Annotated in this window: 23 protein-coding genes; 16 read left to right on the top strand and 7 right to left on the bottom strand. The window is 64.2% G+C overall.

Annotated features, from left to right (window positions below):
- Positions 1-8: 8 nt before the first annotated feature.
- From dop to art_RS03040, 14 genes are all read left to right on the top strand, one after another.
- On the top strand, positions 9-1,580 hold the full coding sequence (dop, locus tag art_RS03105; RefSeq protein ID WP_038468459.1) for a depupylase/deamidase Dop: 1,572 nt from the start codon (positions 9-11) through the stop codon (positions 1,578-1,580).
- Positions 1,581-1,688: 108 nt separating this feature from the next.
- A complete protein-coding gene (locus art_RS03100; RefSeq protein ID WP_038468456.1) occupies positions 1,689-1,895 on the top strand; it encodes a ubiquitin-like protein Pup in 207 nt (68 codons plus the stop codon).
- A 5-nt stretch (positions 1,896-1,900) separates the two neighbouring features.
- Positions 1,901-2,737 carry a proteasome subunit beta gene (gene prcB / locus art_RS03095; RefSeq protein WP_052135943.1) on the top strand — a complete coding sequence of 279 codons (837 nt, stop codon included), beginning with the start codon at positions 1,901-1,903 and terminating at the stop codon, positions 2,735-2,737.
- Between the two features lies 1 nt (position 2,738).
- The gene (gene prcA, locus art_RS03090; protein WP_038462446.1) at positions 2,739-3,515 is read left to right on the top strand and encodes a proteasome subunit alpha; all 777 of its coding nucleotides are present in this window, start codon (positions 2,739-2,741) and stop codon (positions 3,513-3,515) included.
- Between the two features lie 39 nt (positions 3,516-3,554).
- A complete protein-coding gene (gene pafA, locus art_RS03085) occupies positions 3,555-4,928 on the top strand; it encodes a Pup--protein ligase (protein ID WP_038462444.1) in 1,374 nt (457 codons plus the stop codon).
- 282 nt (positions 4,929-5,210) lie between these two features.
- Positions 5,211-6,080 (top strand): FKBP-type peptidyl-prolyl cis-trans isomerase, encoded by an 870-nt coding sequence (locus art_RS03080; RefSeq protein WP_367643758.1) that lies wholly within the window; start codon positions 5,211-5,213, stop codon positions 6,078-6,080.
- Between the two features lie 30 nt (positions 6,081-6,110).
- The gene (locus art_RS03075; protein ID WP_038462442.1) at positions 6,111-6,506 is read left to right on the top strand and encodes an FKBP-type peptidyl-prolyl cis-trans isomerase; all 396 of its coding nucleotides are present in this window, start codon (positions 6,111-6,113) and stop codon (positions 6,504-6,506) included.
- Between the two features lie 165 nt (positions 6,507-6,671).
- Positions 6,672-8,726, top strand: coding sequence for a YafY family protein (locus tag art_RS03070; protein WP_038462440.1), 2,055 nt, complete (start codon positions 6,672-6,674; stop codon positions 8,724-8,726).
- Positions 8,727-8,735: 9 nt separating this feature from the next.
- Complete coding sequence (locus art_RS03065) at positions 8,736-9,107, top strand: hypothetical protein (protein ID WP_038462438.1); 372 nt, start codon at positions 8,736-8,738, stop codon at positions 9,105-9,107.
- A gap of 21 nt (positions 9,108-9,128) precedes the next feature.
- Positions 9,129-9,431: a Sec-independent protein translocase subunit TatA gene (gene tatA, locus art_RS03060; RefSeq protein WP_038462436.1), complete on the top strand. Its 303-nt coding sequence runs from the start codon at positions 9,129-9,131 to the stop codon at positions 9,429-9,431.
- Positions 9,432-9,448: 17 nt separating this feature from the next.
- Complete coding sequence (gene tatC, locus art_RS03055; protein ID WP_253901458.1) at positions 9,449-10,285, top strand: twin-arginine translocase subunit TatC; 837 nt, start codon at positions 9,449-9,451, stop codon at positions 10,283-10,285.
- A gap of 37 nt (positions 10,286-10,322) precedes the next feature.
- Positions 10,323-13,325 carry an RNA helicase gene (locus art_RS03050; protein WP_253901457.1) on the top strand — a complete coding sequence of 1,001 codons (3,003 nt, stop codon included), beginning with the start codon at positions 10,323-10,325 and terminating at the stop codon, positions 13,323-13,325.
- A gap of 106 nt (positions 13,326-13,431) precedes the next feature.
- Positions 13,432-15,066, top strand: a complete 1,635-nt coding sequence (locus art_RS03045) for an amidohydrolase (RefSeq protein WP_038462434.1) — start codon at positions 13,432-13,434, stop codon at positions 15,064-15,066.
- Between the two features lie 417 nt (positions 15,067-15,483).
- Positions 15,484-16,215: a polyprenol monophosphomannose synthase gene (locus tag art_RS03040; RefSeq protein ID WP_038462432.1), complete on the top strand. Its 732-nt coding sequence runs from the start codon at positions 15,484-15,486 to the stop codon at positions 16,213-16,215.
- A 96-nt stretch (positions 16,216-16,311) separates the two neighbouring features.
- On the opposite strand, the gene art_RS03035 is transcribed toward art_RS03040, so the two are convergent.
- The 4 genes from art_RS03035 to art_RS03020 form a co-directional block, all read right to left on the bottom strand.
- Entirely contained in the window at positions 16,312-16,653 is a 342-nt protein-coding gene (locus tag art_RS03035) for an RNA polymerase-binding protein RbpA (protein ID WP_038462430.1), read from the bottom strand.
- A gap of 176 nt (positions 16,654-16,829) precedes the next feature.
- Entirely contained in the window at positions 16,830-17,765 is a 936-nt protein-coding gene (locus tag art_RS03030) for an SPFH domain-containing protein (RefSeq protein ID WP_052135942.1), read from the bottom strand.
- A 79-nt stretch (positions 17,766-17,844) separates the two neighbouring features.
- Entirely contained in the window at positions 17,845-18,330 is a 486-nt protein-coding gene (locus tag art_RS03025; RefSeq protein ID WP_038462428.1) for an NfeD family protein, read from the bottom strand.
- Positions 18,331-18,396: 66 nt separating this feature from the next.
- Positions 18,397-19,806: a PLP-dependent aminotransferase family protein gene (locus tag art_RS03020; RefSeq protein ID WP_038462426.1), complete on the bottom strand. Its 1,410-nt coding sequence runs from the start codon at positions 19,804-19,806 to the stop codon at positions 18,397-18,399.
- A 59-nt stretch (positions 19,807-19,865) separates the two neighbouring features.
- On the opposite strand from art_RS03020, the gene art_RS03015 reads away from it, so the two are divergent.
- Complete coding sequence (locus tag art_RS03015; RefSeq protein ID WP_052135941.1) at positions 19,866-20,546, top strand: YitT family protein; 681 nt, start codon at positions 19,866-19,868, stop codon at positions 20,544-20,546.
- Positions 20,547-20,567: 21 nt separating this feature from the next.
- Here art_RS03015 and art_RS03010 read toward each other — a convergent pair whose 3' ends face one another.
- From art_RS03010 to art_RS03000, 3 genes are all read right to left on the bottom strand, one after another.
- Positions 20,568-21,464 (bottom strand): putative RNA methyltransferase, encoded by an 897-nt coding sequence (locus tag art_RS03010; RefSeq protein ID WP_038462424.1) that lies wholly within the window; start codon positions 21,462-21,464, stop codon positions 20,568-20,570.
- Between the two features lie 262 nt (positions 21,465-21,726).
- Positions 21,727-22,368, bottom strand: coding sequence for a peptide deformylase (locus art_RS03005; protein WP_038462422.1), 642 nt, complete (start codon positions 22,366-22,368; stop codon positions 21,727-21,729).
- Entirely contained in the window at positions 22,361-22,549 is a 189-nt protein-coding gene (locus art_RS03000) for a hypothetical protein (protein ID WP_038462420.1), read from the bottom strand. The genes art_RS03005 and art_RS03000 overlap by 8 nt, the downstream gene beginning before the upstream one ends.
- A 176-nt stretch (positions 22,550-22,725) precedes the next feature.
- Here art_RS03000 and art_RS02995 point away from each other — a divergent pair, with 176 nt between their 5' ends.
- Positions 22,726-25,530, top strand: coding sequence for an aconitate hydratase (locus art_RS02995; RefSeq protein ID WP_038462418.1), 2,805 nt, complete (start codon positions 22,726-22,728; stop codon positions 25,528-25,530).
- The last annotated feature ends 38 nt before the right edge of the window (positions 25,531-25,568 follow it).

The following is a 25,568-nucleotide window of genomic DNA, read 5'->3' as shown; positions in this document are numbered from 1 at the left end:
TGCGGGTCATGGGCGCGGAAACCGAATACGGCATCCATGCCCCCCAGGGCGGAACGTTCAACGCCACGTGGCTGTCCACCCAGGTTGTCAACGCCTACTCACAGGCCACGCGGCACCGGGCGTCGGCCGGCGGGGAAACACGCTGGGACTACACCGATGAGGACCCCCTGGCCGATGCGCGCGGCTGGTCCATGCCCCGCAGCGCAGCACACCCCAGCCAGCTCACGGACACCGAGCTGACCGCCGCCCAGATTGCCCTGGAAGGCGGCGAAACCGGCGACTCCACCGCACCCTTGATGATGAACATGGTGCTGGGCAACGGGGCACGGCTTTATGTGGACCACGCCCATCCCGAATATTCCTCACCCGAGGTCACCAACCCCCTTGACGCCGTGCGCTGGGACGCCGCGGGGGACCTTGTGGCCCTCGCCGCCGTGCGCAGGATCGCCGCCACGGACGGGCTGCCCGGGATCAACCTGTACAAGAACAACACCGACAACAAAGCGGTGTCCTACGGCAGCCACGAGAACTACCTCATGCCGCGCAGCGTGCCGTTCAAGAACATTGTGTCCGGGCTGACCCCGTTCTTTGTCACTCGGGCCATCATGTGCGGTGCCGGCCGGGTGGGGCTTGGCCAAGACGGCTCCGGAGCAGGCTTCCAGCTCAGCCAGCGCGCCGATTTCTTTGAGGCGGAGGTGGGCCTGGAAACCACCATCCGGCGCCCCATCATCAACACCCGCGACGAACCGCACGCCGTGGCCGACAAGTACCGGCGACTGCACGTCATCATTGGCGACGCCAACCTGAGCCAGGTCTCCAATTACCTGAAATTCGGCACCACCGCACTCGTCCTGGACATGATCGAACGGGGCACCGCCCCCGAACTGGAATTTGCCGACCCCGTGGCGGCCCTGCGGGCCGTCAGCCACGACTGGGCGTTGCGCGAAACCCACCTGTTGACGGACGGCACCCGCGCCAGCGCCCTCGAGGTGCAGTGGCGCTACCTCAACGCCGCAAAGGCACACTGTGCAGCCAACGGCTCCAGCCACCCGGAGACCGGCGACGGGCACACGGGCGCTGTGCTGGCGAAATGGGAGGAGGTGCTCACGGGGCTCGGCCAAGACCCCATGTCGCTGGCCGGGCAGCTGGAGTGGGTGGCCAAGTTGCACCTCCTGCAGCAATACCGCGCCCGGGACAAGATGTCCTGGGACGATCCGCGGCTGGGTCTGATTGACCTGCAATGGTCTGACATCCGGCCGGAGAAGGGGCTGTATTACAAGCTCCTGGAGCGCGGTCGCATGGCGCGTGTGGTCACGGACGAGTCCATTGCGGCGGCAGTCGAGGCGCCGCCGTCGGACACCAGGGCGTACTTCCGTGGCCGCTGCATCCAGGAATTTGGTGCCCATGTGGTGGGTGCCAGCTGGGATTCAGTCATTTTTGAGCTGCCCCAGCTGCGCCGGCTGCAACGGGTCTCCACGAAGGAACCATTGCGGGGAACCAAGGAATTGACGGCCACCTTGTTTGATGAAAATCCCGAGCTGGCGGATTTCCTGGAGCAGCTGCTCGCCACCTCGCATTAGCTGGTGTGTCGCGTCCGGAAAGCAACTCGCACAATCTCGCCCCGTCCGTGGCAGGATGGAAGCCAAGTACCGGCCCCGGTATTCATGACCACGCAAAAAGGACGCATCATGGCTTCACAGGAACAGAAAAACGTCTCTTCCCGTCCCGAAGAGGAACACGTCGAGGACGTGCCGCTGCCGGCACCGTCCCCCGATTCAGCAGCCGCGCAAGCGGCCACCTCGGGCGTCGATGACCTCCTCGATGAGATTGACGGCGTGCTTGAGGTCAACGCCGAGGAGTTTGTGCGCGGTTTCGTCCAGAAGGGTGGCCAGTAGGCACCATGGGCACCCCCATGAGCAGTGGGTTCCCGGCGCTGGAAGCCGGGGGCACCCCGTCGTCGTTCTTTGACCATGTGAGCCGGCGCAATCCTGCGCTGCTGCCGTTTCGGGCAGACCTGCCGGCCGGTGTCGTCCCGGCCACGCCGCACGGCACCACCATCGTGGCCCTGACCTTTGCCGGCGGGGTGCTGATGGCGGGGGACAGGCGCGCCACGATGGGTTCCATGATCGCCAACCGGCACATTGAGAAGGTGTTCCCGGCGGACCGCTATTCGGTGCTGGGCATCGCCGGAACGGCCGGAATCGCCATTGACATTGTGAAGCTGTTCCAGGTGGAGCTTGAGCATTACGAGAAGATTGAGGGCACGCTGCTCAGCCTTGAGGGCAAGGCGAACCGGCTCGGCGCCATGATCCGTGCCAACCTGCCCATGGCGTTGCAGGGGCTGTCCGTGGTGCCGCTGTTTGCGGGGGTTGAGTCCGCCCGCAGTGCGGTGGGGGACGCTGTGGGGCGGCTGTTTTCCTATGACGTCACCGGCGGTCGCTACGAGGAGCTTGAGCACCACAGTGTTGGCTCCGGATCGGTGTTTGCCCGCGGTGCGCTGAAGAAATTGTGGCGTCCGGCGATGACGGCGGCGGACGCGGTCGAGGTGAGTGTCGAGGCACTCATCGACGCCTCCGACGACGACTCCGCCACGGGCGGTCCGGACCTGGTGCGCCAGCTGTGGCCGGTTGTGTATCTTGTGACGAACGACGGCGCCACCCGGGTTCCGCCGCAGACGCTGGCTGCCGTGGTGGAGACTATTATTGCCCGGCGGACCATCGAGCGCAGGGAGGCTTAGCATGGCTCAGCAATTTTATGTTTCCCCTGAACAGGTGATGAAGGACCGCGCCGACTTTGCCCGCAAGGGCATTGCGCGCGGGAAGTCGGTGGTGGTGCTCAGCTGCCGCGACGGGATGGCCCTGGTGGCGGAGAATCCGTCGTCGACCCTGCACAAGATCGGTGAGATCTATGACCGCATAGCGTTTGCCGCTGTGGGCAAGTACAACGAATTTGAGAGCCTGCGCCAGGCCGGCGTGCGCTACGCTGATGTGCGCGGCTACTCCTATGACCGTGTCGACGTCACGGCACGCGGGCTTGCCAGTGTTTACGCCCAAAGTTTGGGCACCGTTTTTACTGCCGAACAAAAACCGTTCGAGGTGGAGCTGGCGGTGGCCGAAGTGGGCCGCAGCGAAGGCGAGGACCACATCTTCCGGCTGAACTTTGACGGTTCCATTGCGGACGAATCCAACTTCCTGGCCATGGGCGGGCAGGCCGAACTAGTCCAGGGCGCACTGGGGAAGTTGTGGACCCCCGGGGCTTCCCTGGGCCAGGCCCTGCGCTGGGCCGTCACGGCATTGGAGGCGCCGAGGGCCCCGGCCGAGAGTGCCGGTACGTCAACCGGGGCAGCAACCCGGGCGGGCGCCAGCGTAGCAGCCGGGACCGGCGCACACCTGCCGGCCGCCATTCTGGAAGTGGCCGTGCTGGACCGCAACACCCCGGCCGTGGGCGGCTCGCACAGGGCCTTCAGGCGGCTGGACGACACCGAGGTTGCCCGGGCGCTGGCAGCAAATCTCTAATCTGCACCATTTGAACCATGACCCAAGGAGACACAACCGGTGGACCGGCGGATATTCGGCATTGAAACAGAATTTGGCGTCACCTATTCCGCGCCGGGCGCCCGGCCGCTATCGCCGGAAGAAGTGGCCCGGTACCTCTTTCGAAAAGTGGTGAGCTGGGGCCGTTCCTCCAACGTTTTTTTGCCGAACGGTTCACGGCTGTACCTCGATGTTGGCTCACACCCCGAGTACGCCACGGCCGAATGTGACGACATTGCCCAGCTCATCGCTCATGACAGGGCGGGGGAGCGGATCCTGCACGAGCTGGTGCAGGAAGCACAGTCCCGCCTCGAATTGGAGGGCTACACGGGGAAGGTGTTCCTGTTCAAGAACAACGTTGACTCGGCAGGCAACTCCTATGGCAGTCACGAAAACTACCTCATCACCCGCAAGGGCGAATTCAACCGGCTGGCAGACATCCTGATCCCGTTCCTTGTCACCCGGCAGCTGCTCTGCGGTGCCGGCAAGGTGCTGCCCGCCCAGCAGGGTGGCAAGTATGCGTTTTCCCAGCGCGCCGACCACATCTGGGAGGGCGTCTCCTCGGCCACCACCCGCTCCCGGCCCATCATCAATACGCGCGATGAGCCCCATGCCGACGCCGAACTGTACCGCCGGCTGCACGTCATTGTGGGTGATTCAAACATGTCCGAGACCACCACCATGCTCAAGGTGGGCAGCGTGGACCTGATCCTGCGCATGGTGGAAGCCGGCACCATCATGGCCGACATGCGTCTGGAAAACCCCATCCGCAGCATCCGTGAAATCTCCCACGACATCACGGGCAAGCACCCGTTGAAGATGGCCGACGGACGCACCCTGACGGCCGTCGAGATCCAACGCCACTACCTGGCCAAGGTCAGCGACTTTGTGCGCACCCACGGCGCCCACAACGACCAGGTGCCGCGCATCCTTGAGCTGTGGGAGCGGACCCTGGACGCGGTTGAGGCCGAGGACTATTCAACGATTGACACGGAGATTGACTGGGCCATCAAGGCCAAGCTGATAGGCGCCTACGCGGACCGGCACAACCTCGAGTGGGGTTCCCCTGAAGTCGCACAGCTCGATCTGCGCTACCACGACATCTCACCCGACCGCGGACTGTTCAACATGCTGGAACGCCGGGGCGCCGCGGCACGGGTTGTTGAGGACGCGCAGATTGCCGAAGCCACGGAGGTGGCGCCGGTGACAACACGGGCCCACCTCCGCGGAAAGTTCGTGACAGCGGCGAGGGATTCCGGGCGAGACTATACGGTTGACTGGGTGCACCTGAAACTCAACGACCGTTCCCACCAGACCATCCTGTGCAAGGACCCCTTCAAGAATGCCGATGAGCGTGTGGATCAGCTCATCGACTCCCTCCGGGCCGACTACTGACAACGGCGCGCCGTGGTGGGCACGGCACGCTGGTGGCTGGGAAGAAACTCATAGGGATTCCCTAGCTTCACAAGGGCTGTATGGGGGAACTGTCCAGCTTGGCCGGATAGGCTGGGTGTTGGTTTTCTGTACAGCCAGCAGCACCATGTCCGCTCGTTCCCGCCGTCGAAAGTGTTTTTTGTGCGCCGACTTCTTGCTCTGCTTCTTCCACTCCTACTCCTGGTGAGCGCTTGCTCCTCGGGGGCCTCCGATTCTGGCGCATCAGGTGATCCCAGCGCGCCAGTGTCCATTCCACCGGCCAACGCCGAGGCACTGTCCTCCGTCAAGGTCGAGGACCAGGGCAAGGGCAAGGCCCCCGCGGTCACCTTTGACAAGCCCCTGGCCATCACGGCCGAATCGGTCAAGGTTGTCACCGAGGGCAAGGGTGAGCCGGTCAAGGCAGGCCAGTCCGTAACACTCCAGGCCATCGGGTTCAACGCCGAGGATGGGAAGACCAACGGTAACAGCTACTCCGACCCCGCAGGCGAAAAGCTCGTCTTCGATGACGCGTTCAAGTCCACCAACCCGTTGGTGTACACCACCTTCGTTGGGGCCAAGGTCGGTTCCTTTGTGGCTTACGCCTTCCCCGGCACGGCAGCGGTTGAGGGCAGCACGGCAGCCCCCGCCCAGCCCGCCCAGCCAACCGTCTTGACGGTCTTCCAGATCGAATCCGCCGCCGATGTTGCCAAGCCGCTAGCCAAGCCCGAGGGCGAGACAGTCACCCCGCCGGCAGGTCTGCCCACCGTCAAGGACAGCGACAAGGGTGTCCCGGTGATCACCGTCGGCGACGCCAAGGCGCCCACCGAGCTCATCGCCCAGGACCTCGTCACCGGCAAGGGCCCCGCAGTGAAGGCCACCGACACTGTCGTCGTCAACTACGTTGGCGTCAACTTTGTGGGCGGCGAAATTTTCGACTCCAGTTTCGACCGTGGCACCCCGTTCACCACCCCGTTGAACAGAGTCATCGAAGGCTGGACCACGGGCCTGACCGGCAAGACTGTTGGTTCACGTGTGCTGCTCGTCGTTCCCAAGGCCATGGCCTACGGTGACGGCGGCCAGGGCAAGGCCAAGGGCGACCTCGTGTTTGTTGTTGATATCCTAGGTGTCCAGTAATCCCCACCAACCCCACCCACAAGGAGCATCATGTCTTTTGGAGCACGCAAGTTTGACCGCACCAAGCCGGAAATCGAATTCCCGGACCACGGCGTCCCCACGGAACTTCTCATTGAGGACCTGATTGAAGGCGACGGCACCGAAGTGGTGCGCGGCAGCGCCGTCTCAACGCACTACGTCGGTGTGGCCTTCTCCACCGGTGAAGAATTCGACTCCTCCTGGGGACGTGGCACCCCGCTGGATTTTAAGGCCGGCATCGGCCAGGTCATCCAGGGCTGGGACCAGGGCCTGCTCGGCATGAAGGTTGGCGGACGCCGCCGCCTGGAGATCCCCTCGGAACTGGCCTACGGCTCACGCGGCGCCGGCGGAGCCATTGGCCCGAACGAAGCGTTGATCTTCGTGGTGGACCTCGTAGCCGTCCGCTGACAGCAGTCCGCTCCCAGCGCTGCGCAAGCCTCTTGAACTGACCCGCAGTAGTGGCTGTTTAACACTAATTTTGACGTGTTTTGCAGCCACTACTGCGGGTCAGATGCTTAAAGGCGACGGCGGGGCCATGGGCGTAACAATCGTGGCGCCTAGTAATGTGGCCATGTGCCCACAAAAATTGATGCGACTGAACGCCTGCTGAATTTGGTGATCGCCCTGTTGGGCACCCAGCGGGGTCACAGCAAGAAATATCTCCGCGCAAACATCAACGGTTACGCCCCCGAGGCGTCCACAGGAACCGAGGAAGCCACACTCCTGCAGTCCTTTGAGCGCATGTTTGAGCGGGACAAGGCCACCCTGCAGGATCTGGGCATCCCGATCTCCCAGTCTGGCCCCGATGGTTCAGACATGCATGAACAGGTGCTGTACCGCATCAATCCCGAGGAATACCGAGTCCCCGAGATCCGTCTCGATGAAGCCGCCATGTCGCTGCTGTCCGTCGCCGCAAACCTGTGGGCCGAGGCCACACTCGGTGCCGCTGCCCAATCGGCCCTGCGCAAGATAGCCTCCCGCGCCGGCACCGGCTGGTACGACGACGATTCCACCTCCCGCTCCCGGATCCGGACCGCGGAGCCCAGCTTTGAGCCGCTGTGGTCTGCCCTGCGCCACCACCACCCCGTCACGTTCAGCTATCGCCGCTCCGGCGCCACGGAGAGCACCACCCGCACCGTCGCGCCGTGGGGGCTGGGCAACAAGTACGGCCAGTGGTATCTGTCCGCTTTTGACACGGACAAGCAGGCAGTGCGCAACTTCCGGCTCTCCCGCATCACTTCCGACGTTCACATCCATGCCACGGAATCCTTCGAGCGCCCGGCTACGTTCGCGATTGCCCCCGTATTGGATACCCTGGGCACCGGCAACGAGCTCACGGCCCGCATCGCCATCCCCACCGGCACGGCACACTGGCTGCGCAGCCGCAGCGGCACCACCGCGGTGCAGGAGCCGTCGTGGCGGCGGGACGGCTGGGACGTTGTGCAGCTGAGCTACCGTGAATCCGAGTTGATGGCCGACGACGTTGCCTCCATGGGTGCCCAGGCGCTGGTCCTGGCACCTGCCGAACTCCGCGACGCCGTGGCGAACCGGCTGCGCGCAGCCGCCGCAGCCGCGACTGCCACGCTGGAACACACCGAGTGGAAGAAACCGCTGGCCGGCCCGCCCGCGAAGAAGAAGGACTCCAGGGACAGGCTCATCCGGCTGCTGTCGATGGTGCCCTACCTGGTTGCCAATCCGGGGGTTGACGAGTCTGAGGTCCTGGCCGAGTTCGGCATCACGGCCAAGCAGTGGGCCAAGGACATGGACACGCTGAACGTCACCGGCCTGCCCGGATATTTTCATGGCGACTTGATGGATGTGACGAACGAAGCGGGACAGATTTTCATCCGTGACGCCGAAACCCTGGCCAGCCCCCTGCGCCTGAGCCAGGAGGAGGCCTGCTCCGTCATGGTGGGCCTGAAGGCGCTCTCGGCGGTTCCCGGCACCGCCCAGGCACATGCGCTCGAGGCCGCCATGGCATCACTGGCCGCGGTGGCGGGCAGGGACGCATGGCTGGCAAACGCCGTCGGACTTGAAATAATTTCAGGGACCGAGACCCAGACCATCGCCGCACTGCAGGCCGCCATCGAGGACGCCCGCGCCTGCAAAATCACCTATCTGGTGCGTTCCCGCGACGAGTTGACCAACCGCACCATCGAGCCGTTCAAGCTGTTCTCGGTAGACGCCGCCTGGTATGTGCGTGCCTGGTGCAGGGAGTCGGGTGCGTTGCGCAGCTTCCGCGTGGAAAGCATCAAGACCTGGCACGACGCCGGTGCGCAACTCGGTGCGCCGAGCACACTGGGTGCGGGGGAAACAGGGAACGGGCTGTACCACCCCACCGCCGACGACGTGCAGGTGGACCTGGTGGCCGACGCCTTGACCGCCCGGCGGCTGGCCCCTGCCTACGACGCGAAGCTCTTTGATGTGGGTGAGGGCAGGGTGGGGCTGCGGCTGCTTGTAGGCAGGACATCAATCCTGCCGGCCCTCATGGCGCGGCTGGGTGGGCATGCAGCCGTTGCCGCACCCGAAACGGCGCGCCTGGAGTCCGCTGCGTGGCTGATGGCCGCCGCCGACAGCTATGACGCTTATGGCTTAACTGTCAAGGATGTTCCCAGCCTCGACGGATAGACTCGGAAAATGCCTTGGTGGTCTTGGATTGTCATTTGGATTGCGCTCATCGCGCTGTCCCTGTTGTTTATGGTCTTTTTGGGCTTCAGGTTGTGGCGCGGGGTGGTGGCGCTGGCCCGCACCTTCAACCAGGTCAGCGCCGAACGCAGCGCCTTCTGGGACAAAAGCCTGGAAAAGGCCCGCGTGGAGCACGTCACAGAGGAACGCACAACCATTCCCGGCGGCGCAGTTTTTGCAACGCCTGAAAAAATGAAGGATGATTACCTAGCTGCCAAGGAAGAACGGCGTTTCGCCCGCCTTCTACGGCGCGTCGCCCGCAGGAAAGAACGCGGACAACTCCAATCCTTGCGCGACATCGAAGCAATACAGGACGTAGGATGAACCAAAAGGAAAGGCGTTACCGTGGGAAGACTTTTTGAGAGCCCCTGGGCTATCACCATCATCATCATTGTTGTTCTGCTGCTCTTCGCAGCACCGAAGCTGCCCGGCATGGCCCGCAGCCTTGGCCAGTCCATGCGGATCATCAAGTCCGAGGTCAAGGAAATGAAGAACGACGGCAAGGACGACGCGCCGTCAGCCGGCCCCACAGCTTCAGCGGCACCAGCCGCCCCCGAGGCGCCCTTTGAAGGCAAAATCGTCAACGATCCGACTCAGGGCAAAGCACCGGGCGAGGGTACCGGAACCGGTACCGGCGCTCAGTCATAGAAGCCATCGCAGAACCGGTGGGCGCAACAAAAGGCCGCAAGGCCAACCCCGAAGGGCGGATGCCGCTCAAGGCGCACCTGATTGAGGCGCGGAACCGGCTCTTCAAGAGTGCCCTGGCGATGATCCCCGGGGTGATCCTTGGCTGGATCGTTTATGAACCGCTCATGTATGCGCTGACGGAGCCTTTGCGGGACATCAGTGCCATCCGCGGCATTGATGCACAGTTGAATTTTGAGGGCGTCACAACGTCCTTCGACCTGAAGATCCAGATCTCGCTGATCCTAGGCCTGATCATTGCCTCACCGGTATGGATCTATCAGCTGTGGGCGTTCATCACGCCAGGGCTGACCAAGAAGGAACGCCGGTACACGCTCTCCTACATGTTCGCGTCTGTGCCGTTGTTCCTGGCCGGCATTTTTGCCGGCTGGATCATCTGGCCGAACATTGTCCGCGCCCTGACCTCCTTCACGCCCGAGGGCGGCAGCAACATTATGAAGGCCATCGATTACCTGCAGTTCGCCTTGCAGTTGATGTTGTTCATGGGTGTTGCCTTTCTGGTGCCGGTTTTGCTGTTTGCATTGAACGCCATTGGGCTGGTGCGGGGGCGGACCTATTTGAAGGCCTGGCGCTTCACCATCCTGGGTGTCACGATCGTCTCGGCCATGGCCGCCCCCGGCTCGGATGTCATGAGCATGTTCTTCCTGGCCGCCCCGCTCCTGGTGCTGTACTTCGGTGCGATCGGCCTGTGCATGCTCAACGACAAGCGCAAGGACCGCCGCACCGCAAGGAAGACGGCCGAGTCCGAGGCCACCGCCGATGTGGCCACGCCCTCAACCGACCTGGAGATCCTCTAAGGTCAGTGGGGCTTGGCGGCTGACGTAGGCTAGAAGCATGCCGAACTCTGAAATGCGCAGTCCTTCCGAACGATACCTGGAAGCCCAGCAGCGCTTCGCGGACCAGGGCAGTAATTTTGCCGCATTCGCCGCCACATTGGCGTTTGAGCTGGATGCTTTTCAAGACACCGCGTGCCGGGCCGTTGAGGCCGGCCGCGGTGTTTTGGTTGCGGCCCCCACAGGCGCAGGGAAAACGATCGTTGGCGAGTTCGCCGTGTACCTGGCCCTGCACAACGGGCACAAGGCGTTTTACACCACCCCCATCAAGGCCCTGAGCAACCAAAAGTTCCAGGAGCTCAGCGAGAAGTACGGGGCCCACAATGTGGGGCTGCTGACCGGCGACACCAGCATCAACTCCGAAGCCCCCGTGGTCGTCATGACCACCGAGGTGCTGCGGAACATGCTGTACGCGGACTCGGCCACGCTAACAGGCCTGGCCTACGTGGTCATGGACGAGGTCCACTACCTGGCCGACCGCGCCCGCGGTGCCGTATGGGAGGAAGTCATCATCCACCTCCCCAGCGAGGTGGCGGTCATCTCGCTCAGCGCCACCGTCTCCAACGCCGAGGAATTCGGCGCCTGGCTCGGCACAGTGCGCGGGGACACAGCCGTGGTGGTGTCCGAGCACCGGCCCGTTCCCCTGTGGCAGCACGTCATGGTCCGCAGCGACCTCGTGGACCTGTTCGCCGAGAATGTGGCCTTCGACGAAATCGCCGCCGGCACCAATGCAGCCGGCTCCACGGTCTCCGCCAAAACACCCAAAATCAACGCCGACCTCCTCAAGCTGGCCCGCAGCGAATCCGTCTCCACGGGCCGGGGGAGCAGCTACGGGCGCAGGGGTGGCAGCCGTGGCAGCCGCGACGATAGGGGCCGCGACGGCGGCCGTAACAACCATGGCGGGGAGCGTGGCGGGCAGAGTTGGGCACGTCCGGCCTCGCGCCCCCAGGTCATCCGGGCCCTTGAAAGCCAGAACCTGCTGCCGGCCATCACCTTCATTTTTTCCCGCGCCGCCTGTGACGCCGCCGTGCAGCAGTGCGCCGCCGCCGGGCTGTGGCTGACCACACGGGACGAGCAAGACGAAATTGCCCGCCGGGTTGATGCCGCCACGGCCGAGCTGCCCGATTCGGACAAGGAAGTGCTGGGCTTCTGGGGCTGGCGCGACGGCCTCCTGCGCGGCCTGGCCGCCCACCACGCAGGGATGCTGCCCAGCTTCAAGGAGGTCGTTGAGGACCTGTTTGCCGACGGCCTGTGCCGTGCCGTGTTTGCCACCGAGACCCTGGCCCTGGGCATCAACATGCCCGCCCGCACCGTGGTGCTGGAGAAGTTGGAGAAGTACAACGGCGAGGCCCACGTTGGCATTACCGCGGGGGAGTACACCCAGCTCACCGGCAGGGCCGGGCGCCGCGGCATCGATGTTGAGGGACACGCCGTCGTGCTGTGGCAGCCCGGCACGGATCCGGGCGCCGTGGGCGGTCTCGCCTCCAAGCGCACCTACCCGCTGAACTCCAGCTTCCGCCCCACCTACAACATGAGCATCAACCTGGTGGCACAATTTGGCCGCGACCGCACACGCGCCATTTTGGAGTCGTCCTTCGCCCAGTTCCAGGCCGACCGCTCAGTGGTTGACCTGGCAAAGCAGGTGCGCTCACGCGAGGAATCGCTGGCCGGCTACGAGAAGTCCATGACCTGCCACCTGGGCGATTTCAACGAGTATGCCAAACTGCGCAGGGAACTCTCCGACCATGAGTCCGGCGCCTCAAAGTCCAAGGCCAAGCAGCGCCGCGACGCCATCACACACTCGGTGGCGGGCCTCCGTGCCGGGGACGTGATCATGGTGACCGGCGGGCGCAACGGGGGGTACGCCGTCGTGCTTGATGACGACGCGCATTCCCGGGCACCCCGGCCCGGCATTCTTGGCTTGGACAAGGAATACCGGCGGCTGAGCCTGCACGACTTGTCCGGCCCCGTTGAGGCGCTGGCGCAGGTGCGCGTGCCCAAGGGCTTCAACCCGAGAGTGCCCAAGGACAAGCGGAACCTGCTGGCCGCGGTGGAGGCGAAACTTGCCGCAGGCAGTGGGGTGCTGCCGCACCGCTCGGCCGCTTTCACCTTCCAGGACCCCGGCGAGGACGAGGCCATTGCCAGGCTGCGCCGGAATTTGCGCGCCCACCCCTGCCATGGCTGCAGTGAGCGCGAGGACCATGCCCGCTGGTCGGAGCGGTGGTGGAAGCTGCGCAAGGAAACCGACGGCATTGTTAGGGCCATCCAGGCGCGCACCAACACGATTGCACGCACCTTTGACCGGGTCATCGACCTGCTGGCGAGCTACGGTTTTGTTGTGGCAGACGACGCCGGCGCCTTGCGTCCCAGCGATGACGGCCAGCGACTGCGCCGCGTGTATGGGGACAAAGATCTCCTCATTGCCCTCGCCCTGCGCCAGGGTTCCTTCTCGGATCTATCCGCGGCCGAGCTGGCCGCTTTCACCACCACCCTGGTGTACCAGTCCAAACGTGACGCCGAGGGCGCCCGGCCGCGCATGCCAAGCGTCAGCCTGGAACAATCCGTGGAAGACGTGATCGTACTCTGGTCCCGGCTGCAGGACGCGGAGGAGTCGCACCGGCTGCCGCTGACGAGCGAACCCGAGCTCGGCCTGGTCTGGCCCATGTACAAGTGGGCACAGGGGCGCAGCCTGCACGATGCGCTCAACGGCACCGACCTGGCCGCAGGTGACTTTGTGCGCTGGACCAAGCAGGTGATCGACCTGCTGGGCCAGCTCGGCCAGGTGCCGTCCCTGCCCGCTGAGTTCGGTGCCGTGTGCAGGAAGTCCGTTGACCTGCTGCGCCGCGGCGTCGTGGCGTACACCGCCGTTATCGATGCGGAGCCGGATATGGATGATGTTCCTGCCATCGACGAGGTTCCGGGCCTGGATGTGATGCCCGATGTGGCGGAAGCGGCCGAGGTGTCCGAGGTGGCGGAAATCGAGGGGAACCCGGTGGCGGAATAGGGACTTTTCTTGCGGCCCCGCTGGTTGTACGTGCTGGTGACCGCTGCCCTGTGGCACGGTGTTGTTTGGATTTATTGCTGATTTTCCTGAAAGGACCTTCCTTCCCATGTCATTGACCCTGTACCGCAACGGCTCCATCTACAGCGCCGCAGACCCCTTTGCCACGGCCATGCTGGTGGATGGGGATGTGGTGGCCTGGGTCGGCTCCGAGCATGCTGCCACCTCCCTGCTGGATTCGCGAATGCGGGAGGTGGACCTGCACGGTGCACTGGTGGCGCCCGGCTTTGTTGACTCCCACGTGCACGTCACCGAGACGGGGCTGGCCCTGGAGTCGGTGGATCTTTCCGCAGCCCGCGGGGCGCAGGACGTACTCGACCTGGTGGCGGCTGCGACCGGGGGGTCCGCCGGCATCATCCTGGGCCGTGGCTGGGACAATTCCGCTTGGGGAGATGACCGGCTGCCCACCGCCGCCGAACTGGACAGGGCCGCCAGCGGCCGCGAGGTCTACCTTGCCCGCGTCGATGTTCATTCGGCCCTCGTGTCCGCCTCCCTGGCACAGCGCTGCGCCCTGGCAGCCCTGCCCGGCTGGGACGGCGACGGACTGGTCAGCGCCCGGGCACACACCACCGCGCGCGATGCCGCCCGCAACGTGACACCCGAACGCCGTCGTGCGCTGCAGCAAGGCGCACTGCGCCACGCGGCCGCCAACGGTTATGTGGCACTGGCTGAGATGAGTGCCCCGCACGTTGGTTCGCCCGATGACCTGCAGGCGCTCATGGCCCTGACCGCGGCTGAGGCAACCGAGGCGCTGCCGGAGATCCTGCCTTATTGGGGCCAGCTTGTTTCCAGCGCCGATGAAGCGAGGGGCGTGTTGGCCGGGCTTGGGGTCGACGTGTTGGGCCTGGCTGGGGATTTGAACATTGACGGATCCCTGGGTTCGCGCTCGGCGTTCCTGCGCCAGCCGTACGCGGACGCACCCGATACCGAGGGCAGTGCCCAGCTGAGCGTTGAGCAGGTGGCCAACCATTTGGCGGCAACGTCCGAGCTGGGGTTGACCGGCGGCTTCCATGTGATTGGCGACGGCGCCATGGAGATCGCGATTGCCGGCCTGGAGCAGGCAGCCAAGCAGGTGGGCATCGACGCGATCCGCGCAGCCGGACACCGCTTTGAACATGCCGAAATGGTCGATGCTGCTGCCATGGCAGCCTTGGCCAAACATGCTGTTGGCGTTTCCGTGCAGCCAGTTTTTGATGCACTCTGGGGTGGAACGAACGGCATGTATGCCCAGCGGATGGGTGCCGAACGTGCACTGGGGTTGAACCCGCTGGCCCGCTTCTATGAAGCGGGAGTGCCGTTGTTCTTTGGCTCCGATTCACCGGTCACGCCGCTGCACCCGTGGGCCAGCGTCCGTGCTGCGCTCAACCACCACGAACCCTCCTCACGCATTTCCGCCAGGGCCGCCTTCATCGGCCACACCCGGGCCGGCTGGCGCGCAGCCAAGTCCGAGAACCCCTTCCATGGACAGCTGGGCGCCGGGGCACCGGCCAGCTTTGCCATCTGGGATGTGGAGCAGCTCATGGTGCAGGTTGCCGACGAGCGGGTGCAGTCCTGGTCAACAGACCCCAGGGCCCGGACGCCGCTGCTGCCGGCCCTTGATACAGGCAACGATCCGCGCTGCCTGCAAACTGTTCACCGCGGCAGGGAGCTGTACGCGGCCGACGACTTCACCAACGGCACTTAACACGGCAAGTTACCGACAAGTACTTCCCTGCACAACCATGGTCCCTGACCTGCGATGATAGGCATCGTCGCAGGTCAGCGCCATGTTGACAGCAAGAGAGCGGGCAATTAGCTTTAGGGGAGCGGAGAGCCTCCTTTTGGGGGAGGCACCCGGTCGGTGCGGGAGACCGTCTTACCGACATATGGAGATAAGTCCACGCGCCAGTAGAAAACAGATCGGCCTCGTGCACCCCATCGTGCACGTTCAGGGCTGCCATCTGGTCCGAAGGCGCGTGGGCTTATCTTTTCCCCAGACTCCTCACTTATACTTGAGCATTGACTTGGTCTGCCCGCGTATCTTGTGCAGACACCGCATGCTGGCACTGGTGGAGGCAACACTTTGCTTCCCAGTGCTGTCAGAACTGAAAGGCAGCAATTTTTGCGTGTCCTGACGATTATCCCCACCTACAACGAGATTGAGTCGTTGCCCAAGACGCTGACCCGCCTTCGGGCCGCAGTGCCCCATTCGGACGTTCTCATCGCCGATGACAACAGCCCTGACGGCACGGGCGCCCTGGCCGACGAGTTTGCTGCCAAGGACCCACAGGTACATGTCCTGCACCGCGCAGGAAAGGAAGGGCTGGGGGCCGCCTACCTTGCAGGTTTCACCTGGGGCCTTGCGGCCGGCTACGACGTGCTTGTTGAGATGGACGCCGACGGCTCCCACCAGCCCGAGCAGCTGCCGCTGTTGCTGGACGGCATTGAGCAGGGTGCGGACCTGGTGCTTGGCTCCCGCTGGATCCCCGGCGGCAAGGTCGTGAACTGGCCGCTGCACCGCAAGTTGATCTCCACCTGCGGCAGCCTGTACTCGCGTGTGCTGTTGGGCATCCCCATCCGGGATGTGACAGGCGGGTACCGCGCCTTCAAGCGCGCCACCCTGGAAGCCCTGGATTTCGACTCCGTTGAATCGGTTGGTTACGGCTTCCAGGTGGACATGCTGTGGCGTGTCTGCCAAAAGGGCCTGACGGTCGTGGAAGTTCCCATCACGTTCGTTGAACGTGAGTTTGGCGCCTCCAAGATGAGCGGCAACATTGTCCAGGAAGCCATGGTCAACGTCACCAAATGGGGACTGGCCGCCCGCTGGAACAAGCTCACCCGCCGCACCAAGTGAACCCTTAGAACAAATTCATCCGCCCCATAGATTTCAGAGTTAAAAGCAAACGCCCCTGGGAATGCTCCCAGGGGCGTTTGTTGCACTAGCCCTTGCTTAGACCTTTTCGCCGCGCTTTTCGCGCAGGATGGTCAGCCGGTCGGCCAGGATAACTTCCAGCTCGGGCAGCGAGCGGCGTTCCAGAAGCATGTCCCAGTGGGTGCGGATGGGCTTGTCATTGGAGGTGTCGGGTGCTTCTCCGTTGACGAGCAAGGCTTCCTTGCCGGTCTTGGATGTCCAGGTTGCCGGAATCTCGGCTTCGCTGGAAAACATGACAAACACCTGCTCACCGTCAGCGCATCGGTACTCCACACGCTGACGGGGGGCCGGCTCCACACCGGATTCGGTTTCCATGCTCTGTGCGCCCAGGCGCATACCACGCAGACTGCGATCGCTCATGACTTCTCCCTCAAGTAGTTCACTGTTGGTTCAACGCTGCTCATCCGCCAGTTGTTCCTGCTCTGTGTGGATGAGGCGAAAAAGTTGTGGCCGGGCAAAATGCCGCGCGGCCAAACACCTATTATACGTGTTTGGCCGCGCGGCGGGTTCCGAACAATACTTAGGCAGCGCCGGGGCTAAACCTGGGCACCCGTGGCGGGCTCACCGGCGTCGTCCGTATCAGGGGTGGTGGTCCCCAAAACGTTGCCAATGCCCTTCAGCGCCTCGCCAACTTCGCTGGGAATGATCCACAGCTTATTGGACGTTCCTTGGGCGATCTTGGGCAGCGTCTGCAGGTACTGGTAGGCCAGCAACTTCTGCGTCGGATTGCCCTTGTGGATGGCGCCGAAGACCTTCTGGATAGCCTGGGATTCACCATCTGCACGCAGGATCGCCGCCTTGGCATCACCCTCAGCCTTCAAAATGGAGGACTGGCGCTCACCTTCAGCAGTCAGAATGGCTGACTGCTTGGTGCCTTCGGCCGTCAGGATGGCGGCACGGCGGTCACGCTCTGCGCGCATCTGCTTCTCCATGGAGTCCTGGATCGACAGTGGCGGGTCAATGGCCTTGAGCTCAACACGGCTGACGCGAATGCCCCAGCGGCCCGTGGCCTCATCAAGGACGCCGCGAAGCTGGCCGTTGATCTGGTCACGGGAGGTCAACGCCTCTTCAAGGTTCAAACCACCCACAACGTTACGCAGGGTGGTGGTGGTCAGCTGCTCCACGGCCTGAATGTAGTTGGCGATCTCGTAGGTTGCTGCACGCGGGTCGGTGACCTGGAAATAGACGACCGTGTCGATGGAGACCACAAGGTTGTCTTCGGTGATCACGGGCTGCGGCGGGAAGGATACAACCTGCTCGCGCAAGTCCAACAGCGGCAGCAAACGGTCCACGAATGGAATGAGCACCGTCAGGCCGGGGTTGAGTGTGCGCTGGTACTTTCCGAGCCGTTCGACGACGCCCGCACGAGCCTGCGGAATGATGCGCACCGAACGGACAAGGACTATTACTACGAATATCAGCAGGACTAAAACAACAAACAGCCAAACAATGGTGCCGGCTCCGTCTCCCATGAAATCCCCTCTTTTCTATATAAAGATGTTCTGCAGCCATTTTCGGCACGCGGGCATGCACCCGCGTGCGTGGCTGCAGCTAAGCAGTTGTTGTGGCTGTTCCCGCAGGCTTGTGTGCGGACGGGCCGCTCACGATTGCGGTTGCGCCGTCAATGGCAGAGACTTCCACTGCTGCGCCGACAGGCAATTCACTGCCGCCGGAAATGCGGGCGGTCCAAATGTCGCCGCCGATCTTCACCAGGCCGCCACCCATGCCAACCGTTTCCAGAACCACGGCCTTGTGGCCGATCAGGCGGTCAACATTGGAGAGCTGGTCGGCAGGCCCGCGGTGCAGGTGGGCAAGAGCCAGTGGTCTGATGAGCACCGTAGTGGCGAGGGCAACAACGCAGAAGATGACAATCTGCAGCCACAACTCAGCGCCGAACAGGAATGCCACCAGCGAGGCCAGGGCACCCACCGACATCAAGATGAAGTACAGGTTCAATGTCAGCATCTCGGCAACGGCCAACAGCAGGAACACCGTTAGCCAGATGATCCAACCAAAGTCATTAATCCATTCAAGCATTGAGTCCCCCTTAGAGACTTATATTGCGTAGCTACGAGCCTACTACGCGCAGCTGGGAAAATGCGGCTAAATGACGGCCTGCAATGGCATTCTCAACGGGTCCGATCCCACCTCCCGGCTCAGCCGGGCCAGAATGGCCACCGCCTCGCGCAAATCCTCGTCGGCATAACAAAACGGCAGCCGCAAATACCGTTCAAAGGCGCCGTCAATGCCAAACCGGGGGCCGGGCACGATCCCCAGACCCTGTGACCGTGCCGCAAGAGCCAGGGCGGAGCTGGAAATGGTTTCAGTGTTGATCCACAGGCACAACCCACCGTCGGGCACCTCCACTTGCCACTGCGGCAACTGCTCCCGCAACAGTGCAACAGCCGTGTCGCGGCCACGGCGCAGCTCGGCGCTGCGGCTGGCCACCATGGTGGGCCAATCCTGCACCAGCCGGGTGGCCACCAGCTGTTCCAGCAGCGGGGTGCCAAGGTCGACGGCGGGCCGGTTGCGCAGGAGTTGGGCCAGGATTTCCCGTGGTCCGCGCACCCAGCCAACCCGCAAGCCTCCCCAGGCGATCTTTCCCAGGGAACCCAGGGTGAGAATGTTCGGGTTGAAGGTGGCCATGGGAGGCAGGGGGCCCCTGTCGATGTCCAGGTGCGCCGTGGTTTCATCCACCACCAGCACGGTGCCTTCCCGGGCCGCCGCCGCTGCCAGGTATTCTCGCTCGTGAAGCGACATGCTCATGCCGGTTGGATTGTGGAAGTCCGGCATGAGGAATGCCAGGCTGGGGGCCGCCCGCCGGATCTGCAGCAGGGCCTCGGGCAGGTCCCAGCCGCCGTCCTGCCGGACGGGGAATGCCAGAACACGGGCGCCCACGGAGGCAAAGGTGTCCAGCGCATGCGGGTAGCTGGGTTGTTCAACCAAAATCCGTTCCCCGGGGGAGTAGAGCGTCCGGGTGACAAGGTTCAGTGCATGCTGGGCCCCGATGGTGACCATGATCTGGTCCGCGGAGGTGGGCAGGCCCCTGTCACGGTAATGCTGTGCGAGTGCTTCACGGAGGTCTGGCAGGCCCACCAGGTCAAAGCCGTCATGGCCCAGGTAGCTGGACAGTTCCTGCACGGCGGCAGCATAGGCGGCGTGCAGCCCGGGATAGGCGGGGGCGGTTGCCTTCGTAAAGTCAAGGGCCATTCCGCCGTGCAGGGCATGTTCGCCGCGTTCCCGGCCCGGCAGCCGCAAGGTGCTGCCGGAACCGCGCACGCTCTCAAGAAAACCGTCGTCGCGCAATTTTGAATAGGCTGCCGCCACCGTGGTCCGGCTCAGCTCCAGCGCCTGGCTGAGCTCCCGTTCGGCCGGCAGCTTTGCCCCGCTGGCCAGCCTGCCATCCATCAAAAGGACACGGATGCGCTCGGAGAGTGCCTTGTAGGCGGGGGCGTTGCTGCGCCATTCACCCAGTTCACGTGCCAGTCGGCGTCCGGTGACAAAGGAATTCATAAGGCCACCTTAGTGCAATTGGCTCTACCGCATAAGGCCAGTTTGCCTAAACTTGAGTCATGACCTCGTTCTTTTCCACCCAAAAGCTCCCAGTCCGGCTCGTCCGGCTCTTTCTGGGGCTCGCCCTGTACGGCGTGTCAATCGCCTTGATGATCCGCGGCAACATCGGCGCCTCACCCTGGGACGTCTTCGCACAGGGGCTCTCCCGCACCACCGGGATTTCCTTTGGACTGTGCACCATCGTTATCAGTGGCGTGGTCCTGCTGCTGTGGATTCCGTTGCGCCAGCGCCCGGGTTTTGGCACGTTCGCCAACGCCATTCTGGTGGGCGTGTTTGCCGACGTCGGATTGGCCTTGATCCCGCAAGCCAATCAGCTGGCCCTGCAGGTCCTGTCCTTCGCCGCCGGCCTATTCCTGCTCGCCTTCGCCACGGCGCTGTACATCGGCGCGGGCCTGGGCCCCGGCCCGCGTGACGGCTTGATGACAGGACTCGTTCGGGTCAGCGGCAGGCCGGTGTGGCTGATCCGCACCGGGATTGAACTCAGCGTGGTGGTGGTCGGCTTCTTCCTGGGCGGAGTTGTCGGCGCCGGAACCGCGGCCTTCGCCTTGGGCGTTGGGCCGCTGACGCAGCTCACGTTGCGTTGGCTGCGGGTCGACCTGCACGCCAAGAGCCCACGCTCCTCCATGGTAAATCTGGATGAACCCCTCGAACCGCTGCCCAACAATCAGGGAGCGCTCTGACGCCTGGCCTGGCGACTGGCCTCAAACACTTCGGGGCTGGAACATCGAGATCCGGAAAGCTGCGGTTGCCCCGGTGACCGCCGGCAGGTGGCGCAGCTTCTCTCCCAGCTGCACCGGATCCATATGGTGCCCCGCCGGCCCCATCAAGGCCACATTGCCAATGTCGGCCGGGGCCAGTTGCAGTGGCACCAAGAGTTCCTGGCTGCCGAGCAGCTCAAACTCGCCACCGAACGACTCCTTCAGCGCCGCTTCCTTGTCCTCCTGGATACCCAGCAGCCCGGCCTCGTCGGCAATGTCGGCCAGGTGTCCCGGCAGCGGTGTCACCACCAGCAAGTGGCCGCCGGGCTTAAGGATGCGGGCAAACTCACGGCTGTTCCGGGGTGCGAAAATGACCAGCACGACGTCGGCCACCCCGGCTCCCAGCGGCAGCTCACGCCACAGGTCCCAGACAATGTTCACGGCATCGGGGTTGCGGCGGGCGGCGCGGCGCAGGGCGAACTTGGAAATGTCCAATCCCACCGCGGCAACATTGTGGGAGGCGTCCTGCCCCAGTTTGGCGAGGATGTGCTGCAGGTAGTAGCCAGTGCCCGTGCCGGCGTCGATGATCAGTGCCGGTTCGGCGTCCGATGCGACCCCGGGCCCTGCACCACGGCCGGCGAGCAGCTCACGCACGCCCTCGCTCAGAGCGTCGGCCAGCTGCTGATAGTGGCCGGCGTCGAGGAAAGCATCGCGGGCCTCAACCATGGCGGCCGTGTCGGGGACAAACTTGGTGCCGTGCCCGGTCAACAGGTTCAGGTATCCCTGGCGGGCGAAGTCGAAGCTGTGGCCGTTGCCGCAGGAAAGCGACCGGGGCGTGCTGTCGGAGAATTCGAGGCCGCAGATCGGGCAGAGCAGGGAGTTCAGTGCGGCGGTGTCCATCCATCAAGCCTAGTGGCTGGCGGCGGCGTGGCCAGAATTCCCGGGTGGCCTCGCAGTGCGAGAGGCGGTGTCACTCGTCGACGGAACTGCTCGCCGTGGCGTCCCCAACTCTCGGGCACTGACGAATTCGAATTTGCAGTTGTTGGACCAAAAGAGCCCGGAAAGCGATTGCAGAATCCAACAACTGCAAACTCGAATCTGATTAGGGGAAGGTGATCACCCAATGAAGGGACACCCGCAAGCAACGTGAAACGTGGAACAGCTAGAACCGCAGCCCGGCCTTGGCCGCCGCGACCTCCGGATTGGCCCAGAATGTGCTGTACTCGGCGTTGCCGGCCAGCGAGCGGGTGTGCGCCTTGTCGATATAGAGGGTGCCGAACAGATGGTCGGTCTCATGCTGGACGATTCTTGCCTGCCACCCTGAGAAGGTGGCGGTGTGCGCGGTGCCGTGTTCGTCGTCGTACTTCAACTCCACGGAGGCCGGCCGGTCCACCACCGCCTGCCAGCCGGACATGGACAGGCAGCCCTCGTAGTGTGAGGCCAGTGCGTCGCCCACCGGCTGGTAACTGGGGTTGATGATGGTGAACAGCTCAAGTGGCTCGCGGTCACGGGCGGCGGCGTTCTCGGCGGTGCTCTCATACTGGTCCTCGAGCACGGCAAGCTGCAGCGGGATGCCGATTTGCGGGGCGGCCAGGCCAACACCGGGGGCGGCACGCATAGTTTCCGTCATGATCTCGATCAGCCGGGCCAGCTCGTCAGGAGCGAGTTGGCCGGTGAACGGCAGGGCGCGGGACCGCAGCACGGGGTGGCCGGCCTGCACGATCGCGGGCAGTTTCCCGGCGTCCAGGACGGCGGCGACGGTGACGCGCAGATAGGCGTCGTCGATCAGCAGTAACTCAGGCATTGGAGTCCTCGATCCGCCACGTGCCCACAGGAGTGTAGGCGCTGTCCATGATGGTTTCGGCAGTTCCCGGCGCGAGATCGTAGTGTTTGAGGTTGCCTGCCCAGTATCGCAGGATCCGGCCCAGCTCCGGCTCGGCGTCGCCTGCGAGCGCGTCCATGTCAACGTCCAGGGTGAATTTCATGCGCCTGCCTCCTGTGGCATTTTGTCGGGCTTTCCCAAGGTTCCATTGTGTCAAGCAAAACCCGCACCCCTTGCCAGAAACGCGGTTCGGGGCCATGGTGGCTTTAAGGGTTGCGACCAATGGGGTGTTCCCAAGGCGTTGCACCTCAAGGGTACGAATCAATTAAGGGGATTGGCATGTCTTCCAACAGTTTCGATGCACGCGGTGAGCTGACCGTTGACGGCGAGCGCTACGAGATTTACCGGCTGGCGGCGGTGCCGGGGTCGGAACGACTGCCGTACAGCCTGAAGATCCTGCTGGAAAACCTGCTCCGCAATGAGGATGGCCGCCTGGTCACGGCCGAACAGGTGCGTGCCGTGGGGGACTGGGACCCCAGTGCGGAGGCGAGCCAGGAGATCCAGTACACGCCGGCCCGGGTGCTGATGCAGGACTTCACCGGCGTCCCCTGCGTGGTTGACCTGGTGGCCATGCGCGACGCCATGGCAGATCTGGGCGGGGACCCGACCAAGATCAACCCGCTCATTCCCGGGGAGCTGGTCATTGACCATTCGGTCATTGCCGACGTCTTCAACCGCCCCGACGCCGTCTCCATCAACTCAGAGTTTGAGTTCCGGCGCAACAAGGAACGGTATGAGCTGTTGCGCTGGGCCCAGCAGTCGTTCGCGGACTTCCTGGTAGTGCCGCCAGATACCGGCATTTGCCACCAGGTCAACCTTGAGTACCTGTCCCGGGTGGTGTTCACCAGGACGGTCGACGGCGTGGCGCAGGCTTATCCCGACACTCTCGTGGGCACGGACTCGCACACACCGATGGTGAACGGCTTGGGCGTGTTGGGCTGGGGTGTGGGCGGCATCGAGGCCGAGGCTGCCATGCTGGGCCAGCCGATGAGCATGCTGGTGCCGCAGGTGGTGGGCTTCAAGCTGACGGGCGAACTGCCGGAAGGCGCCACGGCAACCGACCTGGTGCTCACTGTGGCAGAGCTGCTGCGCAAGACCCGGGTGGTGGGGAAGTTCGTGGACTTCTTCGGCCCCGGCGTTGCCAATGTGCCACTGGCGAACCGGGCCACTTTGGGCAACATGAGCCCCGAGTACGGTTCCACGTGCGCCATCTTCCCGATCGACCAGGAGACCCTGGACTACATGCGGCTCACCGGCCGCTCCGAACACCAGATCGCCCTCGTGGAGGCGTACGCCAAGGAGCAGGGCATCTGGCACGACCCCAACCACACACCCGACTACAGCCAGATCGTGGAACTGGACCTGTCCACCGTGGAGAGTTCCATCGCCGGGCCGAAGCGGCCGCAGGACAGGATCCCGCTGCGCAGCGCCTCCCGCGCCGTCCGCGGTTTGCTGGCGGGGGAGTCCCAGGATGTGGCGGTGCTGGCCGGCGGACTCGACGACGCCGGGGATGGATCGTTCCCCGCGAGCGACCCCGTGGCCATCAGCAACCGCATCCCGCGCGACGAGCCACCGCGCGTGTTTGAGGACGACGGCTCCGGGGACTCCCTCGAGTGGCCGAGCGATCCGGCGTCGTTTGTGCTCGAGGGCCAACAGCTCAGCCTCGACCACGGCGACATCGTCATCGCGGCCATCACCTCCTGCACCAACACCTCCAACCCCTCGGTCATGATCGGCGCCGGACTGCTCGCCAAGAAGGCGGTGGAATTGGGGCTTGACCGCAAGCCGTGGGTGAAGACGACGCTGGCGCCGGGCTCACGGGTCGTCACCGACTACCTTGACCGGGCGGGGCTCACCCCGTACCTGGACAAGATCGGCTTCGGCCTGGTGGGCTACGGCTGCACCACCTGCATCGGCAACTCCGGCCCGCTCATCCCCGAGGTCAGCGCCGCCGTCACCGGCAAGGACCTGAACGTCTCGGCCGTCCTCTCCGGCAACCGCAACTTCGAGGGCCGCATCCACCCCGAGGTGAAGATGAACTTCCTTGCCTCCCCGCCGCTGGTTATCGCCTACGCATTGGCGGGCTCCATGCATGTTGACCTCCTGCGTGAACCCCTGGGCACCTCCTCCTCCGGCGCACCGGTGTTCCTGAAGGACATCTGGCCCACGACGGCGGAGATTAAGGAAGTGGTTGACGCCAGCCTCGAGGCGCACATGTTCACGGACGGCTACGCGGATGTCTACCACGGTGATGAGAACTGGCGCGGCATGGAGGTGCCCGAGGGTGACATGTTCGCCTGGTCGGATGTCTCCAGCTATGTCCGCAAGCCGCCGTACTTTGACGGCATGGCGCGCGAGCCCGCACCCGTGACGGATATTGTGGGCGCCCGCGTGCTGGCACTGTTGGGGGACTCGGTCACCACCGACCACATCTCCCCGGCAGGGAACATCCGGAAGTCTTCGCCGGCCGGGCAGTACCTGCTGGAACAGGGTGTGGCACAGGCCGATTTCAACTCCTACGGTTCACGGCGCGGCAACCACAACGTCATGATCCGCGGCACCTTTGCCAACATCCGCCTCCGCAACCTGCTGGTGCCGGGCACGGAGGGCGGCTTCACGAAGCGCTCTGCCGACGGGGAGGTGGAGACCATCTTTGACGCCTCCACTGCCTACCTGGCCGAGGGCACCCCGCTCGTGGTGCTGGCCGGCACGGACTACGGTTCCGGGTCCTCCCGTGACTGGGCGGCCAAGGGCACCATGCTGCTGGGTGTCAAGGCCGTGCTGGCCACCTCCTTCGAACGCATCCACCGCTCCAACCTGATCGGCATGGGCGTGCTGCCGCTGCAGTTCAAGGACGGCGAGTCGGCCGCCTCGCTGGGCCTGACCGGCTTTGAAAGCTACTCCGTCCTGGGCCTGGCCGGGGCGAACCCGCTGCCGCGCGAGGTCATGGTCAGGGTTTCCTCCGACGGAGGCGGCACCCGGGATATTGCCACAACCCTGCGGATCGACACCCCCGCCGAGGAGGCGTACTACGTTCACGGCGGCATCCTGCAGTACGTGCTGCGCCAGTTGCTGGAGGACTGAACCTGTGCCGACCCACGCCCACGCCCTCCTCACCCCAC

It is taken from the genome of Arthrobacter sp. PAMC 25486, assembly GCF_000785535.1.
In the GTDB taxonomy this organism is placed as follows: Bacteria; Actinomycetota; Actinomycetes; order Actinomycetales; family Micrococcaceae; genus Specibacter.
This window is presented reverse-complemented; position numbering and strand designations above follow the sequence as displayed.